The 18,783-nt window shown below is 66.4% G+C and carries 17 protein-coding genes; 15 read left to right on the forward strand and 2 right to left on the reverse strand.

Annotation, left to right across the window (positions count from 1 at the left end):
* Positions 1-41 precede the first annotated feature (41 nt).
* The 13 genes from C7I84_RS01165 to C7I84_RS01230 all read left to right on the forward strand — a co-directional run bounded on the left by C7I84_RS01165 (position 42) and on the right by C7I84_RS01230 (position 12,193).
* Complete coding sequence (locus C7I84_RS01165; RefSeq protein WP_106770303.1) at positions 42-1,187, forward strand: ABC transporter ATP-binding protein; 1,146 nt, start codon at positions 42-44, stop codon at positions 1,185-1,187.
* 89 nt (positions 1,188-1,276) lie between these two features.
* A complete protein-coding gene (locus C7I84_RS01170; RefSeq protein ID WP_106770304.1) occupies positions 1,277-2,389 on the forward strand; it encodes an ABC transporter substrate-binding protein in 1,113 nt (370 codons plus the stop codon).
* Positions 2,390-2,855: 466 nt separating this feature from the next.
* Complete coding sequence (locus tag C7I84_RS01175) at positions 2,856-3,800, forward strand: ABC transporter permease (protein ID WP_106770305.1); 945 nt, start codon at positions 2,856-2,858, stop codon at positions 3,798-3,800.
* Positions 3,797-4,597, forward strand: coding sequence for an ABC transporter permease (locus tag C7I84_RS01180; RefSeq protein ID WP_106770306.1), 801 nt, complete (start codon positions 3,797-3,799; stop codon positions 4,595-4,597). The genes C7I84_RS01175 and C7I84_RS01180 overlap by 4 nt, the downstream gene beginning before the upstream one ends.
* A 33-nt stretch (positions 4,598-4,630) precedes the next feature.
* Positions 4,631-5,947, forward strand: coding sequence for a histidinol dehydrogenase (hisD, locus tag C7I84_RS01185; RefSeq protein ID WP_106770307.1), 1,317 nt, complete (start codon positions 4,631-4,633; stop codon positions 5,945-5,947).
* Positions 5,948-5,959: 12 nt separating this feature from the next.
* The gene (locus C7I84_RS01190) at positions 5,960-6,982 is read left to right on the forward strand and encodes a zinc-dependent alcohol dehydrogenase (protein WP_106770308.1); all 1,023 of its coding nucleotides are present in this window, start codon (positions 5,960-5,962) and stop codon (positions 6,980-6,982) included.
* Positions 6,979-7,746: a histidine utilization transcriptional repressor HutC gene (hutC, locus tag C7I84_RS01195; protein WP_106770309.1), complete on the forward strand. Its 768-nt coding sequence runs from the start codon at positions 6,979-6,981 to the stop codon at positions 7,744-7,746. Before C7I84_RS01190 ends, hutC begins: the two co-directional genes overlap by 4 nt.
* A gap of 450 nt (positions 7,747-8,196) precedes the next feature.
* Positions 8,197-8,406, forward strand: coding sequence for a hypothetical protein (locus tag C7I84_RS01205; RefSeq protein ID WP_106770311.1), 210 nt, complete (start codon positions 8,197-8,199; stop codon positions 8,404-8,406).
* Positions 8,407-8,492: 86 nt separating this feature from the next.
* Positions 8,493-9,422, forward strand: coding sequence for a 4-hydroxy-tetrahydrodipicolinate synthase (dapA, locus tag C7I84_RS01210; protein WP_106770312.1), 930 nt, complete (start codon positions 8,493-8,495; stop codon positions 9,420-9,422).
* Positions 9,423-9,587: 165 nt separating this feature from the next.
* Entirely contained in the window at positions 9,588-10,232 is a 645-nt protein-coding gene (locus C7I84_RS01215; protein WP_106770313.1) for a TetR/AcrR family transcriptional regulator, read from the forward strand.
* Positions 10,198-11,361 carry an isovaleryl-CoA dehydrogenase gene (locus C7I84_RS01220; protein WP_106770314.1) on the forward strand — a complete coding sequence of 388 codons (1,164 nt, stop codon included), beginning with the start codon at positions 10,198-10,200 and terminating at the stop codon, positions 11,359-11,361. The genes C7I84_RS01215 and C7I84_RS01220 overlap by 35 nt, the downstream gene beginning before the upstream one ends.
* 80 nt (positions 11,362-11,441) lie before the next feature.
* The gene (locus C7I84_RS01225) at positions 11,442-11,813 is read left to right on the forward strand and encodes an AbrB/MazE/SpoVT family DNA-binding domain-containing protein (protein ID WP_106770315.1); all 372 of its coding nucleotides are present in this window, start codon (positions 11,442-11,444) and stop codon (positions 11,811-11,813) included.
* Entirely contained in the window at positions 11,810-12,193 is a 384-nt protein-coding gene (locus C7I84_RS01230) for a type II toxin-antitoxin system VapC family toxin (protein WP_106770316.1), read from the forward strand. The genes C7I84_RS01225 and C7I84_RS01230 overlap by 4 nt, the downstream gene beginning before the upstream one ends.
* Here C7I84_RS01230 and C7I84_RS01235 read toward each other — a convergent pair.
* Positions 12,190-13,113, reverse strand: a complete 924-nt coding sequence (locus C7I84_RS01235) for an SMP-30/gluconolactonase/LRE family protein (protein WP_207770941.1) — start codon at positions 13,111-13,113, stop codon at positions 12,190-12,192. The genes C7I84_RS01230 and C7I84_RS01235 overlap by 4 nt on opposite strands.
* A gap of 208 nt (positions 13,114-13,321) precedes the next feature.
* The gene (locus tag C7I84_RS01240) at positions 13,322-15,517 is read right to left on the reverse strand and encodes a DNA/RNA non-specific endonuclease (protein WP_106770318.1); all 2,196 of its coding nucleotides are present in this window, start codon (positions 15,515-15,517) and stop codon (positions 13,322-13,324) included.
* 248 nt (positions 15,518-15,765) lie between these two features.
* On the opposite strand from C7I84_RS01240, the gene C7I84_RS01245 reads away from it, so the two are divergent.
* Entirely contained in the window at positions 15,766-17,373 is a 1,608-nt protein-coding gene (locus tag C7I84_RS01245) for a carboxyl transferase domain-containing protein (RefSeq protein WP_106770319.1), read from the forward strand.
* The gene (locus C7I84_RS01250) at positions 17,373-18,530 is read left to right on the forward strand and encodes an aspartyl protease family protein (RefSeq protein ID WP_106770320.1); all 1,158 of its coding nucleotides are present in this window, start codon (positions 17,373-17,375) and stop codon (positions 18,528-18,530) included. Before C7I84_RS01245 ends, C7I84_RS01250 begins: the two co-directional genes overlap by 1 nt.
* Positions 18,531-18,783: the final 253 nt, after the last annotated feature.

Below are 18,783 nucleotides of genomic sequence, written 5' to 3' on the forward strand. Positions count from 1 at the left end.
CACTGAAGGCCTCGTGAACGACGCGGCCCAAGGGGAACGGAATGCGACATGTTGGCGGGGAAGCCGTGGCTGCAGGGACGGCCGCCGAAGCGGCGGTCGCGGTGTCCGTCCAGAACGTGAGCATGAACTATGACGGTTTTCTCGCCGTCGACGACGCCTCCTTCGACCTGCCCAAAGGCAAGTTCCTCACCATTCTCGGCCCCTCCGGCTCCGGCAAGACGACGCTGCTGCGGCTGATCGCCGGCTTCCAGCGGCCGACGAGCGGCGAGATCGTCATCAATGGCGAGAAGGTCAGCGCCGTGCCGCCGCACAGGCGCTCGATCGGCATGGTGTTCCAACGACTGGCGCTTTTCCCGCATATGACGGCGGCGGAAAACGTCGCCTTTCCGCTGAAGATGCGGCGCCATGATGCACGCGGCATACCGGAGAAGGTGGAGCGCTATCTCGAGCTGGTGAAGCTCCACGGGCTGGGGGCGCGTCGGGTGCATGAGCTGTCCGGCGGCCAGCAGCAGCGGGTGGCGATTGCGCGGGCGCTGGTGTTCGAGCCCGACCTGCTGCTGCTCGACGAGCCGCTCGCCGCTCTCGACCGCAAGCTGCGGGAGGAGATGCAGCTCGAATTCCGGCGCATCCAGCGTGAGCTCGGCGTGACCACGATCAACGTCACCCACGACCAGCGCGAGGCGCTGGTGGTCTCCGACGAGATCATCGTCATGGAGGGCGGCAGGATCCAGCAGAAGGCGCGGCCGGCGGAAACCTATCGGCAGCCATCCAACGCCTTCGTCGCCAACTTCATCGGCGTCACCAACTTCATTCGCGGCAAGGTCCGCCTGGTCGCCGGCCACGAGGTGATGCTGGAGCAAGGCGGCCTCGCCGTTTCCGGCGTGCTCGCCGACCAACGCCGGCAGCCCAAGGCGGGCGATACCGCCTCCGGCGCCATCCGCGCCGAGCAGATCCGCCTCTCGGCCGACAGCAAGAGCCTGTCGGAGCTCGACACGGTCGTGGAGGCGATCGTCGCCGATGCCATATTCGAAGGCGAGCGGGTGGTCTACGAGGCGCGGGTGGCGGCGCTCGGCGACGCCGTCATCCGCGTCTTCGACCATGACCCGGCCGGCCATACGGAATTCGAGCCGGGTGCCACAGTGCATCTCGGCTGGAATAGACGGGATGTCCTCGTGTTCAACGACTAGGACCACCCGAGACTTCAACCGGACCGGCACCGCCGGATTCCGAGACATGCAAAGCCGGCACAACCGGCGAACCAGAGGAGAGAACGGACATGACAGGAAAACTGCTTACTTTCGAACTCAATCGCAGGTGGCTTCTGCAAAGCGCCGCAGCCGCCGGCGCCGCCGCGGGGCTGTCGTCGCTGCCGCTCAGCCGCGCCTTCGCGCAGGAACCGGAAAAGCCCAAGGAGATCATCGTGCGCGCCTGGGGCGGCAGCTGGGTCGACAGCCTGAAGGCCGGCGTCTCCGACAGCTTTACCGCCAAGACCGGCATCGCTGTGCGCCACGACCTGACCGAGGACAACGAGATCCAGCCCAAGGTCTGGGCCGCCGTCGCCCAGGGGCGCGTGCCGCCGATCCACATCAACTGGGACACCACGACCAACGCCACCAAATCCGCCCTGCGCGGCGTGACGGAAGACCTGTCCGACCTGCCCAACCTCAAGAACACCACGGAACTGGCGAAGCCGGTCGGGCTCGACGGCTACCCGATCGTCAACACCTATGGCTACGTCTACGTGCTGGCCTACCGGCCGGAGGCTTTCCCGGACGGCCCGCCGAAGTCCTGGAAGGCGCTGCTGGAGCCAAAATTCAAGGGCCGCATCGCACTCTACAATGACGGCATCGGCTTCCACTTCCCGGCGCAGGTGGCCGGCGGTGGCAAGCTGGAGGACATTCCCGGCAACATGCAGCCGGCCTGGGACTTCATCGCCGAGGTGAAGAAGCAGCAGCCGCTGCTGGGTGAGGACCCGGACTTCACCACCTGGTTCCAGAAGGGCGAGATCGACGCGGCCTGCACCATCTCGACCAATGCGCGCGAGGCCAAGAAGAACGGCATCGACGTCGCCTGGGTGGTGCCCGAGGAAGGCGCCAAGTTCGACACCGACGGGCTGTGGATCCCGAAGGGCCTGCCGGAGAACGAGCTCTACTGGGCCAAGCAGTACATCGACCATGCGCTGACGCCGGAAGCGCAGCAGGTCTGGCTCGACGGCCTCGGCCTGCCGGGTGTCGTGCCCGGGCTCAAGCCGCCGGCCGACCTGGTCGACGATCCGTCCTACCCGACCAAGGCGGCGGACTTCGACAAGCTCATCCGCATCTCGTCCAAGATCCAGGTCGAGAACGAGAGCGACTGGTTCGGCAAGTTCAAGGCGATCATGCAGGGCTGATACCCCGACGGCCGTCATGATGGAGCACTTCACCCCCTCCGGCCCTTCGGGCCACCTCCCCCATCGAGGGGGAGGGTAATTGCATATGGCAACCGGCAAGGAATTCGGTGGCCTCACACCCCCACCCCTAACCCCTCCCCACAAGGGGGAGTGGGACTTTGCGGCCGCCATGCCGCGCGAAACCGTTGACGATTGGCGACTGGCGGAGATGCCAGCTTGTCCCCCTCCCCCTTGTGGGAAGGGGCTAGGGGTGGGGGTAGGTTCATATGCGATTGCCCTGCATCGAAGGGGAGGAGGATGGAGAATCTGGCGCCTCTCCCTCCCCCCGATGCCGAGCGAAGCGAGGCGGGTGGGGTGGCCAGACGACGAGCCAAAGCGAACCACCAAGGGCCTTTCGCCGCGTCCGGCTGTCGGGCGTGGCGGCGGCGCCCCTCGCGGCGGCGCCGTGCAACCCGGGGATATTTGAATGCGAGCGGCGCGAACCGCCTATCCGCTGACATGGCGCGTCATGGACGCGCTGGAGGCCGCCGCCGCTACCCTGTGGCCGGCGCGCCTCGACCGCGCCTTGCCGTGGCTCATGCTGGCGCCGGCGCTGCTGCTGGTGGGACTGCTCGTGCTGGGCCTGATCCAGATCGGCGACACCAGCCTGCGTACGCTGGACACCACCACCTTCCTCCTGTCGGAGCATTATACGCTCGCCAACTACCGGCGGGCGGTGACAGAATCGCTGTTCGCCACTGTTGCCACCCGCAGCCTCGCCGGCTCGCTCATCGTCACGGTGGTGACGCTCGTCTTCGCCTTCCCCTATGCCTATGTGATGGTGCGCACGCCCTCGGCGCTGCTGAGAAAGCTGCTGCTGATCGCGCTGTTCCTGCCCTTCTTCATCGGCCAGGTGGTGCGCGCCTATGGCTGGCTGATCATCCTCGGCAACCAGGGCATGGTGAACGAGGCGCTGGGGCTGGTCGGCGTCGCGCCGATCCGGCTGCTCTACAACTATCCCGCCGTGCTGTTCGGCCTGGTGCAGTACATGCTGCCCTTCGCCGTGCTGATGCTGGCGCCGGCGCTCACCGCCATCTCCGAGGAGCTCGAACTTGCCGCCGGCTCGCTCGGCGCGGGATGGGTGCGCACCTTCCTCTATATCGTGCTGCCCCTCGCCCGCCCCGGCCTGATCGGCGCCGGCATCGTGGTGCTGACGCTGTCGCTCACCGATTTCGCCATGCCGGCGATCCTCGGCGGCGGCAGCCAGGATTTCATCGCCAACGCCATCTACGACCAGTTCTTCCGCACCTCCGACCAGGGTCTCGGCTCGACGCTGGCGCTGCTGCTGGTGGCCATCGGGTCACTGCTCGTCGGCGTCGTCTTCACGCTGTTCGGCGCCGGCACGCTGGCCATGGGAAGGACGCGGCGATGACGGGCGCGGCCGGCAAGCAGGTTTTTCTCTGGACCTTCGTCGTCGCCGTATTGGTGATGCTGTCGGCGCCGACCGTCGTGGTGCTCGGCGCCTCCTTCACCGCCGGCAACATCATCACCTTCCCGCCGGAAGGCCTGTCGCTCAGATGGTATGCCCGGATCGCCGGCGCGACCGACCTGCGGGACGCCTTCCTGCGCTCGCTCTACGTGGCAACGATCTGCACGCTGGTCGCCATTCCCGTCGGCACGCTGGCCGGCATCGCGCTGTCGAAATACGCGGTGCGTTTCGAGAAGACGATCCAGATCTACCTGCTGCTGCCCTTCACCATTCCGCTGATCGGCTCCGGCATCGGGCTGATGCTGGTGTTCGGCGAGGCGCGGCTGCTCGGCCAGCTCTGGCCGGTCGGCGTCGCCTGCTGCGTCATCAACCTGCCCTTCATGATCTGGGCGGTAATGGCGAGCGCGGCCCGGCTCGACCCCGACCTCGAGCTTGCCGCGGCCAATTGCGGAGCGCCGCCGCTCTCCACCTTCTTCCATGTGACGCTGCCCGCCGTCATGCCGGGCGTCATCTCGGGCGCGCTGCTGATGTTCATCCTGGCGCTCAACGAGTTCCTGGTGAGCCTGCTGCTGGTCGACGCGCGCATCGTCACCCTGCCGGTGCAGATCTACAACTCCATCCGCTCGATCATCACGCCCGACCTCGCGGCGATCTCGGTGGTCTTCATCGCCTGCGCGGGCGCCGCGGTGTTCCTGCTCGACCGGCTGGTCGGGCTCGATATCTTCCTCAAATCGAAATGACGGCCGGCTGGTCCGGTCGAACGGGATAGAACAATGGCCGACGTCTCCTTCCACGAACTCGCAAAGCTCGACGAGGTCGGCCGCGCCGCCCTGCTGCGCCGCTCCGAGACCGATCTCTCCGGCTTCATCGACAAGGTGAAGCCGATCATCGAGGCGGTGCGGACGCAGGGCGACGCCGCGCTGGTGCGCTTTGCCCGCGAGCTCGACAAGGCCGAGCTCGACGCCGGTCGGCTGAAGGCCAGCGAGACCGAGTTCGACGAGGCCTTCGGCAAGGTCGACGCCGAGGTCATCGGGGCCATCCGCTTCGGCATCGACAACATCCGCCGCTTCCACGAGGAGCAGAAGCCGGAGCCGATGTGGCTGAAGGAGATGCGGCCGGGCGCCTATGCCGGCGACCGCTTCACGCCGATCAAGTCGGTGGCGCTCTACGTGCCGCGCGGCAAGGGCGCCTTCCCGTCGGTGACCATGATGACGGCGGTGCCGGCCGTGGTGGCCGGCGTGCCGGACATCGCCATCGTCACGCCGCCGGCGCCGGACGGCTCGGTCGATGCCGCGACGCTGGTCGCCGCCCGCCTCGCCGGCGTCGAGACGGTCTACAAGGTGGGCGGCGCGCAAGCCGTGGCGGCCGTCGCCTACGGCACCGAGACTGTGAGACCGGCGCTGAAGATCGTCGGGCCCGGCAGCCCCTGGGTGGTCGCGGCCAAGCGGCTGCTTGCCGGGACGATCGATCCCGGCCTGCCGGCCGGCCCCTCCGAGGCCGTCATCTTCGCCGACGACACGGTGAAGGGCGGGCTGGCGGCGCTCGACCTGCTCATCGAGGCCGAGCACGGGCCCGATTCGTCAGCCTATCTCGTCACCCACAGCCGGCGCGTGGCGGAAGAGGCGCTGGCCTCCCTGCCCGAGCATTGGGCGCGCATGACCGCGCAGCGCGTCGATTTCTCGAAAACCGTGCTGACCGGCAGCTATGGCGGCATCGTGCTGACGCAATCGGTCGAGGAGAGCTACCGCTTCGTCAACGACTATGCGCCGGAGCATCTGGAGATCCTGTCCACCGACCCCTTCGCGCATCTCGGCCACATCACCGAGGCGGCGGAGGTGCTGCTCGGCCCGCACACGCCTGTGTCGATCGCCAATTTCGGCCTCGGCCCCAACGCCGTGCTGCCGACGAGCCGCTGGGCGCGCAGCGTCGGGCCGCTGTCGGTCATGGACTTCGTCAAGCGTTCGTCGATCGGCTACGTCACGGCGTCGGCCTATCCGGAGTTCGCGAAAAACGCGTGGACGCTGGCGCGCTACGAGGGCTTTTCATCGCACGAGCACGCCGTCTCCGACGTGCGCAAGGCCTATCTCTGAGGGATTTTGCTCATGAAGGCTGCCAGGCTCTACGCGGCGGGCGATCTCAGGATCGAGGACATCGACCCGCCGGGCGCGCCGCAGCCGGGATGGGTGCGCCTGAGGGTGACGGCCGCCGGCATCTGCGGCTCCGACCTGCACAATTTCCGCACCGGGCAGTGGATCAGCCGCTCGCCGTCGGTCGCCGGGCACGAATTCGCCGGCACGGTAACGGCGCTGGGCGACGGCGTCCGGGATTTCGCCCTCGGGGATCGCGTCGTGGCGGACAGCCGCTTCTGGTGCGGCGACTGCCCGGCTTGCCGCTCCGGCCGGCGCAATGTCTGCACAAAACTCGGCTTCGTCGGCGAGGTCTGCGACGGCGGTTTCGCCGAGGAGGTGTCGCTGCCGGCGCGGCTGCTGGTCAGGCACGATCCGAAACTCGACCCGGCCATCGCGGCGATGGCCGAGCCGCTGGCGGTGGCGCTGCATGCGGTGCGCCGGCAGAGGGTGCCGGCGGGCGAGCCGGTTCTGGTCGCCGGCTGCGGGCCGATCGGCGGGTTCGCGGCGCTGATCCTGTCACGGCTGCACGACGGGCCGGTTCTGGTTGCCGACCGTAATGTGGAGCGGGCGGAGCTGGTCGCCGCGGTCACCGGCGCGGCGGTCGTCGGCCTCGACGGCGCGGCGATCCGCTCCGCGCTCGGCGACAAGGTCCTGCGCCACGCGCTGGACGCGACCGGCAATGTCGGCGTGCTCGAAACTTTGCTCGACCTGCTTTCCGGCGGCGGCTCGCTGGCGCTGGTCGGGATCAGCCACGGCACGATCCCGCTCGACCCCAACCTGCTGGTCGAGCGCGAGACCGCGCTGATCGGCTGCCACGCCTTCGCCGGCGAACTGCCGGAGGCCGTGGCGATGCTTCCAGACCTCGCGCCGTCGCTCGCCCGCCTCCTCGACCGGGAGATCGGCATCGATGACGTCCCCGCCGCCTATGCGCGGCTGCTCGCCGGTGAAAGCCACGGGCTGAAGACGATCCTGAGGATGCCGGGAGGCGTAGCATGAAGGACGGCGACGGACCGGGCGGCAGCCCGGCGGGGACGGCGCTGCCCGCCAGCGCCAGCCCGCTCTACGAGCAGGTCAAGGCCTATGTGCTGGCCAATATCGGCAGCGGCAAGTGGGGCCGGGACCACAAGCTGCCGTCGGAGAACGAGCTCGTCGCCTCGCTCGGCGTCTCGCGCATGACCGTGCACCGGGCGCTCAGGGAACTCACCTCGGAAGGCTACCTGCTGCGCGTGCAGGGCGTCGGCACCTTCGTCGCCCCGCCAAAGCCGCGCTCGGCGCTGGTCGAGATCAACAACATCGCCAACGAGATCCGCGCGCGCAACGCCCGCCACCGGGCGAGCGTCATCGTGCTGGAGACGATCGCGCCGTCGGCCGACCTCGTCGCCGCGTTCGAATTCGCGAGAAGCGCGCCGGTCGGCCACTCGGTCATCGTCCACTACGAGAACGATGCGCCCGTCCAGCTCGAGGAGCGGTTCGTCAACCTGGCGCTCGTGCCGGACTACGACAAGCAGGATTTCGAGGCGGTCACCACCTACGACTATCTGCAGCAAAGCACGCCGCTGACCGAGGTGGAGCACGTCATCTCCGCCATTCCCGCCGACGAGGAGACGGCGCGGCTGCTGGCTCTCGAACCGGGCGACCCCTGCCTGCTGCTGCATCGCCGCACCTGGTCGGGCAAGACGATCGCCACGGTCAACCGGCTGGTCTACGCCGGCAGCCGCTGCTCGCTGGGCAGCCGCTACTCGCCGTCGGCGGTGCGCTGAAGCATATCGGCAGCATGCCCAGGGGACTTGTCGCCTATGGCAAGTGGCGCGGAATTTGGATGGCTCCGTACCCCCACCCCCACAAGGGGGAGGGGGACTTTGCGGCCGCTACGCAGCGCAAAACCGCCGACCATTGGCGCCTAGCGGAAGCGCAAGCCAGTCCCCCTCCCCCTTGTGGGGAGGGGTTAGGGGTGGGGGTAACGGCAGGCGCGGGATGGCCGACTGACGGTCTCAGGTAAAATTCCTATGAGAATTTAATGTCTTAGCAGCGCCCGGCATCTCGAATACAAATTTCGCGGTGGCTACCTTCCAGCCTGCACAGCGACGGAACTGTCAACCAGGCGTCGCCCCACGGAAGGAACCACAGTCACCGCGACGCCGCGCGCACCATCTCCCCTGCTCTTGCTGGGTGATGCTGGCCTGCGCCGTCGGTGCATCGGTCGAGACACCATGCGAAACTCTTCTCTGCAGTTTGAAGCCGCCGCTCAGGGTTTTCTGGTCGGCCGGGATTTCGACGGCCGCTGGGTCGCCCGCGACGAGCAGGGCCACATCGGCGGCGTCTTCGTCGACAGAGCGGCCGCCATCCATTTCGCTCTTGCCGAAAGCAACCACCGGCCGGGCGCCATAAGGCTCGTTCCCGCGCTCAGCCTTTTCAACTGACACTCCCGAAGCCGTCTCACTGCGTCGCCGCGCGATCGAAAATGCAGCCGGGCGCCGCCATCGAAACAGAGCTCGGAGAATTTCCCATGGAACCCGAACACATCAAAAGCCGGCTGAAGGGCGCCATGACGGCCCTCGTCACGCCCTTCAGCAAAAGCGAGGTCGACCTGGACGGCCTGGCGAGGCTCGTGCGCTGGCAGATCGACGGCGGCATCGACGGGCTGGTTGCCTGCGGTACCACCGGCGAGGCCCCTACCCTGTCTTCGGAAGAGCGGCTGGCGGTCATCCGCACCTGCGTCGACGCCGCCGGCGGCAAGGTGCCGGTCGTCGCCGGGACCGGGTCGAACGGCACCGATGCGACCATCGCGGCCACCGCGGCGGCGGAGGCGGCCGGGGCGGACGCGGCGCTCGTGGTCACGCCCTATTACAACAAGCCCACCCAAGAAGGGCTTTTCCGCCACTTCGAGGCGGTCGCGCGCGCGGTCAGCATTCCGATCATCGCGTACAACGTCCCCTCGCGCACCGGCGTCGATCTCCTGCCGGCGACCGTCGAACGCCTGGCTGATGTTCCCGGGATCGTCGGTCTCAAGGACGCGACGGGCGATCTGAGCCGGCCGCAGAGATTCCCGGCAACCCTGCGCGACAGGTTCCTGCTGTTTTCCGGACACGACGCGACCGCGTTCGACTTCAACACGATGGGCGGTAGCGGTACCATATCGGTGGTGGCGAACGTCGCCCCTCGGCTCTGCGCCGACATGCACGAAGCCTGCCGCAACGGGGATCACCACCGCGCCAGGATGATCCACCACAGCCTGCGGCCGATGATCGCCGCGCTGGAAATGGAGACCAACCCGATCCCGGTGAAATACGCCCTGCAGCTGATGCTGGGACTGAAGGCGGATCTCCGCCTGCCCCTGACCGAGGCGCTGCCGGAAACCCGCGAGGCGGTCCGCGCCGCCATTCTCGCGCTGGTCGCCGAGATGCACGAAGGCCGGCAGGTGGACCGGGTCGCCTGAACGGGCGGTCGGCCCTCCGGCCGCGCTATTAGAGAAGCTATCATGGTCGTCGGCGACAGCCGACGGCCATACACTCGTTTGCGGACACTCCGCCTAAGGAGGTTTCGCGCTTATCTTGAATGAATTGAACGTTTGTTTTATTATTTATCGACAGCGGAGGAGCACTTGGCCCGCACCGTCGGATCGGATGGCGAGAGGACGCAGGCGGCGACGCGCGACGCGGCGGCGGCGCTGATTGCGCGCCACGGCTACGAGGCGATGTCGATGCGCCAGCTGGCGGCGGAAGTCGGGGTGCAGGCGGCGGCGCTCTACCGTTATTTCCCGACCAAGCAGGACCTGCTTTATTCGCTGATGCGCGATCATATGGACGGGCTGATCGAAAGCTGGAAAGCCGCCCGCCCGGCCGCCCTCGGCCCGGCCGCGCGGCTGGAGCATTTCGTCGCCAACCACATTGCATTCCATGTGGCGCGGCGGCACTCCACCCACGTCTCCAACATGGAGCTGCGCAGCCTGTCGCGCGAGCGGCTGAGCCAGGTCCTCAAACTGCGGACGGCCTACGAGAAGGAGCTGCGCCGCATCCTGCGCGACGGCGTCGAGGACGGTGCCTTCCGCATCGACGACGTGGCGCTGACGGCCATGGCGATCATCCAGATGATCACCGGCGTCATCGTCTGGTTCCGGCCGGACGAGCGGCTGTCCGTCGAAGAAGTGACCAGAAACTATCTTACCATGACGATGCGCCTGGTCGGCGCCAACGCGAAGCAGGAGGAGCGCCATGTACGAGACCGTGCTGAATTTCGGGCAGGGTGAGGAGATCGATGCGCTGCGCGACATGGTGCGGCGCTTCGCCCAGGACAGGATCGCGCCGCTCGCGGCCGAGATCGACCGCTCCAATCAGTTCCCGATGCATCTGTGGCAGGAACTCGGCGGGCTCGGCCTGCTCGGCGTCACCGCCGATCCGGACCATGGCGGCTCGGGCATGAGCTATCTCGCCCACGTCGTCGCCATGGAGGAGATTTCCCGCGCCTCCGCTTCGGTCGGCCTCTCCTACGGCGCGCATTCCAATCTCTGCGTCAACCAGCTCAACCGCTGGGGCACGGCGGAGCAGAAGGCGAAATACCTGCCGGACCTGTGCGCCGGTACCACGGTCGGCGCGCTCGCCATGTCGGAGACCGGCGCCGGCTCCGACGTCGTATCGATGAAGCTCGCCGCCGAGAAGCGCAACGACCGCTACGTGCTCAACGGCTCGAAGATGTGGATCACCAACGGGCCGGACGCGGGCACGCTGCTGGTCTATGCCAAGACCGAGCCGACCATGGGCTCGCGCGGCATCACCGCCTTCATCATCGAGCGCAGCATGAAGGGTTTTTCCGTCGCGCAGAAGCTCGACAAGCTCGGCATGCGCGGCTCCAACACCGGCGAGCTGGTGTTCGCGGACGTCGAGGTGCCCTACGAGAACGTGCTCCACCAGGAAGGCAAGGGCGTCGAGGTGCTGATGTCCGGCCTCGACTACGAGCGCGTGGTGCTGGCCGGCGGGCCGCTCGGCATCATGGCGGCCTGCCTCGACGTGGCGGTGCCCTATGTGCGCGAGCGCCGCCAGTTCGGCCAGGCGATCGGCGACTTCCAGCTCGTCCAGGGCAAGCTCGCCGACATGTATGTGACGATGAACGCGGCGCGCGCCTATGTCTATGCGATCGCCGCCGCCTGCGACCGCGGCGAGACCACCCGCAAGGACGCCGCCGGCTGCATCCTGTTTGCCGCCGAGCGCGCCACGCTGATGGCGCTCGACGCCATCCAGCTTCTCGGCGGCAACGGCTACATGAACGAATTCCCCACCGGCCGGCTTTTGCGCGACGCGAAACTCTACGAGATCGGCGCCGGCACCAGCGAGATCCGGCGCTGGCTGATCGGCCGCGAGATCATGGCCGAAGGGAGCTGAAAGGGGGGTACCATTTCTGCCATGATTTGGCAGATCGGCGCAGATATGGCATTCTTCCCTCCTTATGACAGGAGGCCGCGATGCCCGGGCCGAAGGGTTTTTCCGAGGATCAGCAACCGTATGAAGGCGCCGGCGCGCTGCAATCCGTGTCGTACGCGCGGCTGAAGATCGACAGTGCGGGCCGCATCGTCATCCCCGCCGAAATGCGCGCAGCAATGATGGTGAAGCCCGGGGATACCGTGACGGCGGAAGTCGTGGAAGGTGAATTCCGCATCGTGTCGCCGGATGTGGCCGTCCGGCGCGCGCAGGCGTTCGCCAACAAGTTCAAGGCGGATCATCCGGGTATAAGTGTGGTCGACGAATTGATCGCGGAGCGGCGAGAAGAGGCACGCAAGGATCTCGAGGAAGCCAACGCCTGGCGTGCCACGCGCGGTTTGCCGCCCCTCGAATGACGGTCCGGGTCCTCGATTCCTCGGTCATTCTCGCAATCGTCTTCGGAGAGCGGGGACGCGAAGAGGCCGTCCGGCTGTCGAGAGGTGCGCTGATCAGCAGCGTCAACGTCGGGGAGATCGTGACCAAATGCCTGGAGAAGGCCGAATCTGAACAGGCCGCTCTCGATTACATGAAGAACAGCAACATAATCGTGGTCGGCTTCGACTTCGACGATGCCAGGCTGGCCGGGCAACTGAGCGCCCGCACGCCCAAAGGCGTCCTGTCACTCGGCGATCGCGCCTGCCTCGTCACGGCGATCCGGGCCGGCGCCGCCGCCGTCACGGCAGACCGCATATGGGCGCAGCTCGATCTCCCCTGCCCTGTCGAGCTGATCCGCTAAACCTCCCAGGCGAGCGCGAGGCCAGTGTAGTTCGATGCCATCGCGATCAACTGCCCCCGGCCCGACAGCGTCGCATAGGCGGTCCGGCGGTCCGGCCCGCCGAAGCAGACATTGGTCGTCATCGGATCGCCCGTCATGATCTGTTCCAGCATGGCGCCGGCCGGGCTGATCACCGTGATGCAGCCGGTGGAGAGCGTCGCCACATGAATGTTGCCGGCCGCGTCGACGGCCAGGCTGTCGAGCCGCTGGTGGCCGGGCAGGCCGCAGACCAGCCGCCCGCCATGCGGCGCCAGGTTGGAATGGCGCGGCGCCAAGCCGGGCTCCCTCAGGTCGAAGGCCCAGAGCCGGCCGCCCTCCGTCTCGGCCACATAGACCGTGCCGCCGTCCGGCGACAGGCCGACGCCGTTCGGCATCAGCAGGGGATAGGCGACCTCGACGATGCGCGAGCCGTCCGCCAGCGCGTAATAGAGCCCGCCATTCATGCGGTGGCGCGGATAAAGTTTGCCGAAATCGGTGAAATAGAAACCGCCGAGCCGGTCGAAGACGAGGTCGTTCGGCCCGACCAGCCGGTGCTCGCCGCAATGCGTGTAGAGGACTTTTCGCTCGCCCGTCGTCGGGTCCAACCGCTCGATCCAGCCGCCGGCATAACCTTCCGGCACGCCGGGTTTCACACGGTTCAACCCCTCGATCTCCTGGAACAGGAAGCCGCCGTTGTTGCAGATGTAGAGGCAGTCGTCCGGACCGACCGCCAGGCCGTTCGGGCCGCCGTCGAGCTCCGCCACGATCGAGACTGCTCCACCCGCAGCCACTTTGGTGATCGTCCTGCGCTGGATTTCCACCAGCAGCACCGAGCCGTCGGAACAGGCGACGGGACCTTCCGGAAAGTGCAGCCCTTCGGCCAGGATGGTGTGGTCAGACAAATCGAATCCCCCTCTCGCCTCGGCGGTTCTTGGCGAGCCAGCTATAGCTTCGCCGTCTACCGGCAGTCGAGGGTGAAGCGCGGCCGGGTGTCCGCGCGCCGACGTCTTGGCGCGCGGACACTTCGTCGTACGAGGACGACCCCGCGCACCTTGGCCCAGTGCGCCAGCACCCAGCAGGAGGGATCGGCGAAATCTACCAGCCTCAGTCTCAGAACCTGATATCCGCGGCCGATCCCAGCTTCCGTTCCGTCGCCACCGCACCCTCGAACACCTCGCGCACGCCGCTGGCGGCCATCGGGTCGACATTGCGCAGCCCCTTGAAGTCGAGGCCGGTCAGTTCCTCGATGCGGCTGATGCGCACCTGCCTCAGGTCGAAGCGGCCGGGGTCGAAACGCTCGACGGCGAGGTTGGAGATGAGGTCGGCCTGGTGCAGTACGAAGCCGACGGCGCCCAGCCCGTCCTCCCGTGTCCGGTAGGCGATCACCTTCCAGAAGGCGCTGGGGATCAAAAGGCCGCGATGCGTGCGGTCGTCCTTGCCGAACACCGGGCCGTTGAAGATCGACAGGCGCTGCAGGTCGCGCTTGGCCTGGTCGGTGACGTGGTTCTCCAGCTCGCCCCACAGCCGGAGGTCCTGCGGCTGCGACAGCTTGCTCTGGTTGAAGACCTCGTGTTGCGGCGAGCAGTTGGTCCAATGGAAGGTGTCGTCGTTGGCGCGCTTGGCCTCGTCCGGCGTCACGCCCCAACCGGCGTCGTAGCGGCGGGTGAGGTGGCCGCGGTCGAGCGGATTGTTCTTGTAGAAGCGGTTGTCGGCCTGGAAGGCGGCGTCGATGCGCGGATCGATGAACCATTCGTCGTCGCCGCGCTCCTCCGTGTAGGGCGCCGCCGCATCGTAGTTGACCGCCGAGACGTAGGCCAGGCGGCGCTCGGCATTCATGATGACGCTGAAGTGGTGATATTTCAGCTCGAGCGAGCCGTCGGCCAGGACCGCCGGCCTGCCGTGGCGGCTGTCAACGACGTCGGGCATCGGAACGGACACGCCGAGGAAATCGCGATGGAAGCCCGGCCGGCCGGCATAGTCGCGCTCGGGCCGCACCCGCTCGACCTCCGTGCCGGCCAGGCTCGCACTGACGGCGCGGCCGTCGCCGACCCGCACGGTGATGGTGACAGGCACGGTGATCGTCGCCTCGCCGGAGAGCAATCCGACCTGGTTTGCCGGTCCTTTTGGACCGTTATCGGGTTGGCTGTCGTCGGGCTGACCGTCGTTCGGCGGCAGAGGTCTGCGCCCGCCTTCCGGCCCCACAGGCCCCATCCGAACCGTGTCCGACCGGTCGAGCAGTTCCTTCAGCAGTCCGGCCATATGGGCAGGCACGTCCTTGCGACCCTTCAGGTGACGGATGATGCGGGAGATACGAATCCCTTCGTTGCCGACCCATTTGATCGCGTCGAGCGGCATGGAATCGTCCCAGACGCCGCCATCCTTGGTCAGGTAATTGCCGTTGGCGTCCGTCGCCGGCACGCCCTGATGGTGCAGCGCGATTACCTCCCAGAGGTCATTGAAAACCGGCGAGCCTGAAGAACCGGGCTCGGTGTCGGCCAGATAGTGGGCGACGTGGTCAAGTTCGTCGGCGGGAAGGGCGCTGAGCTGGTTTTCGCGGATGACCACCTGCTTCGGGTCACCGAGGGGATGCTGGATGATATTGACCGGCTCCGTGACGAGGATCTTGCCCTCGGCGGCAATCAACGGACAGAAGCCGAAATCGGCCAGCCTGGCGGCGCCGACCGACGGTGCGGGGCTGACGGCCACCAGCGCGTAGTCCAAGCGTTTGTCGTTGAGAAAGAAAGTATCCGGATCCAGCCGGAAAGTCTGTACCTGCTTCTGGTGACCATTGAGGTCGTGCTGAAAGTCGAACTCGGCCACGCTCGCCGCCGCCCAGGCGGGTTCCTCAAGCACGTGTTCGTTGGTGAGCATCAGTGACGGCGTCACCATGAAGCCGGTGCCGTAATACGCGTTGCCGTCGGTGTTCGTGGAGATCCGGGCCACCGAGCGGATTGCCGCCGACCCGAGATCAAAGAATGCCGCCGCCAGAAAATCCTTGGTCGGGCCTATGACGCGCTCGACCAGACGCGCAGTGGCCTTCACAATCGGCTTTCCGATAGCCAGCTCATGCGCCCGCGCCGGTGCGGCCTGGCGCTCGGGAGCGATTTCCCGCAAGAGCGGGCGGTAAGTGCGGACCTGCTCGCGCAGCCTGTTGGCGCGCTTGACGATGCGCTCGGGCGTATCGATCTCGTTCAGCCGGCCCTCAGCCCTCGCGCGTGCCCGCTTGTCCCGCTCGCCCGCGCTTTCCTGCCAGTGCTTTGCGGCCTCATCGGCGCGCGAACGCGAAAAACGAAACTTTCTCTGCATTGCCACCTCCCCTTTGCCGATTCTTATCTTGTCATCTTCACATGAAGATCACATGAAATCGCAAAAGTTGCAATAACTATGAATTATTACATTATATGCTCGTACAACGTGTAATAATTACAACCTGCACCTGCCGAACCGGCTCTCAAGCTTCTGCATTCCGGCCGACCGCGGCAGCGGGACGCCGCTGTTGCCCAGCCCCTCCCCCGCCGTGTAAGCATCTGAGGCCCCGACTTCAGAGAGCCGCCATGCCCGTCATAAGATCGCAAATCTCTCCCGGTTCCGAGGCTTTCCGTGCCAATGCGGCCCGCATGCAGGCGCTGGTCGCCGATGTTTCAGAGAAAGCCGCGACGGTGCAGCGCGGCGGCTCCGAGGAAGCGCGCCAGCGCCATGTCGGCCGCGGAAAGCTGCTGCCGCGCGAGCGGCTGGCGCAACTGCTCGACCCCGGCTCGCCTTTCCTGGAGATCGGCCAGTTCGCCGCCTGGGATCTCTATGGCGGCGACATCGCCTCGGCCGGCCTGATCGCCGGGATCGGCCGCGTCGAAGGCACGGAGGTCATGGTCGTGGTCAACGACGCCACCGTGAAGGGCGGCACCTACTATCCGCTCACGGTGAAGAAGCACCTGCGCGCCCAAGAGATAGCCCGCGAGAACGGGCTGCCCTGCGTCTATCTCGTCGATTCCGGCGGCGCCAACCTGCCCAACCAGGACGAGGTCTTTCCTGACCGCGAGCATTTCGGCCGCATCTTCTACAACCAGGCGACGATGAGCGCGGCGGGCATCCCGCAGATCGCCTGCGTCATGGGCTCGTGCACGGCGGGCGGCGCCTATGTGCCGGCGATGTCGGACGAGGCGATCATCGTCAGGAACCAGGGCACGATCTTCCTGGGCGGCCCGCCGCTGGTCAAGGCGGCGACCGGCGAGGACGTGTCCGCCGAGGACCTCGGCGGCGCCGAGGTCCATGCGAAGCTCTCGGGCGTGGCCGACCATTACGCGCTCGACGACGGGCACGCGCTGGCGATCGCCCGGCGCATCGTCAGAAACCTCAACCGGACGAAGAGCGCGGGCCTCGCCCTGCGGGAGCCGAGGCCGCCGCTGCACGATCCCGAAGAGCTCTACGGCATCATCCCCGACGACACGCGAAAGCCCTATGACGTGCGCGAGGTGATCGCCCGCATCGTCGACGGCTCCGAGCTAGACGAGTTCAAGCAGACCTACGGCACGACGCTGGTCACCGGCTTCGCCCATCTGCACGGCATGCCGGTCGGCATCATCGCCAACAATGGCGTGCTGTTTTCCGAGAGCGCGCTCAAGGGCGCGCATTTCATCGAGCTGTGCTGCCAGCGCAAGATTCCGCTGATCTTCCTGCAAAACATCACCGGCTTCATGGTGGGGCGCAAATACGAGGCCGGCGGCATCGCCAAGGACGGCGCGAAGCTGGTGACGGCGGTGGCGACGGCGCGGGTGCCGAAGCTCACCATGATCATCGGCGGCTCCTTCGGCGCCGGCAATTACGGCATGTGCGGCCGCGCCTATTCGCCCCGCTTCCTGTGGATGTGGCCGAACGCCCGCATCTCGGTGATGGGCGGCGAGCAGGCGGCAACCGTCCTGGCGCTGGTCAAGCGCGAGGGCATCGAGCGCAAGGGCGGCGCCTGGAGCGCCGAGGAGGAAGCCGCCTTCCGCGCGCCTATCCTCGAAAAATACGAGCGCGAGGGCCACCCGCTCTATTCCTCGGCGCGGCTGTGGGACGACGGCATCATCGACCCGGCGAAAAGCCGCGAGGTGCTGGCGCTCAGCCTTTCCGCGGCGCTCAACGCGCCCGTGGAGGACACGAAGTTCGGCGTGTTCAGGATGTGATGATTATTGTTTCCGAGGGCTTTCAAAGCGCTCGTGTTTTTGCAAAAGAATTGGGCTCGATGCTTTGGGGGGAGCGTAGATTGAGCCGCTGGTTTGTCTGCTTTGCAGTTTTTCTGCAGTTGATGGGCCTGGGCGCGTTATCCGCCCGGGCTCAAGGTGCTACCGAGCCGGTCGCAAACCCGGAGCTTGGGATAACCCTGCCGCCGGAAATCGCCCGCAGGCCGGCGGTTTCACGCGAACTTCGGGCGCTTTCGCGCGAAAAATGCGACCGCCAGGCGATCTACAGACTTTCCAAGGAACTCGAGGACGAGAGCTATCGGCGTGAAGCGGCCGAAAGCCTGGTGGCCTTCTCGACGAATTGCGGCGGATACGGCGAGGCGCTGCGGCGGGCAATCAACTTGTTGCTGGACCTCTCCGACTATCAGCGGGCGGTCGAGCTTGCCACCGAGCTGATCGACATGGAGCCGAACGGCGACAACGGCTATTATCTGCGCGCCCTGGCTTACGACCGCAACAACCGATGCGAACAGGCCATCGCCGACTACTCGTCCGCCGTGGAGCTGTTCGGCGACAAGGAGAAAATTTCCAGCGTCGGCTATGAGAGCATGTCGCGCTGCTATGAGCAGCTCGGCCAATATTGCGACGCCATGCTGCCCATCGAGAACTGGGTCGCCATCGATCCGGAGCAGCACGACAACGACCAAACGCGAGCAATTCTGCGGCGGCTGAGCAACAAAGGTAAGTGCGCGCAGGCAAGCACGGGGGTCAAGGAAGAGAAGATCCGCCGCAAGGGTTCCGACGTCATCACGGTCGAGGGCCAGGTCAACGGCGTTCGGGGCACGTTCATAGTCGATACCGGCGCATCCTTCGTCACGATCAAGAAGTCTTTTGCCGAAAGAGCGGACCTCAAGATTTCGGAAGGACAGAAGATACGGCTCAATACGGCAAACGGTGCCGTCGACGGCTATCTGACCCGGGCCAAGACAGTGAAGCTGCGTTCGCTGGAATCGCGCAGAGTGCAGGTGGTGATCCAGTCCGACGGCGAGGACGATTTCGGCGACGGAGTGGATGGCCTGATCGGCATGAGCTTTCTGTCGCGCTTCGACGTTGTCCTGGAAAGGAAGATGCTGCGCATACGGCCGCGAGAGGTGCAGTAAGGACCGGCTGGATCGCTGCGGAAACGCCGCCCGCCCTCGACGTCCGGCCGGCCATCCCCTTCCGTTTTTCGGCCCGCAAACCAACCGCCCGGGCGATCGACGGCCGCAAAGCAAAATTTAACCATATTTGTCCATCCTTTCTCGATCGCTCGTTCAAGATGGGGACAATCCGGAAGTCACGCAGCCGCGGTCGCGCGCCGACCCGAGGACATTTGTGGGATTGCCGGATTGCTACGCGTTTGTGAGTAAAGTC

It is taken from the genome of Kumtagia ephedrae (genome assembly GCF_003012745.1).
Taxonomy (GTDB): Bacteria; Pseudomonadota; Alphaproteobacteria; order Rhizobiales; family Rhizobiaceae; genus Kumtagia; species Kumtagia ephedrae.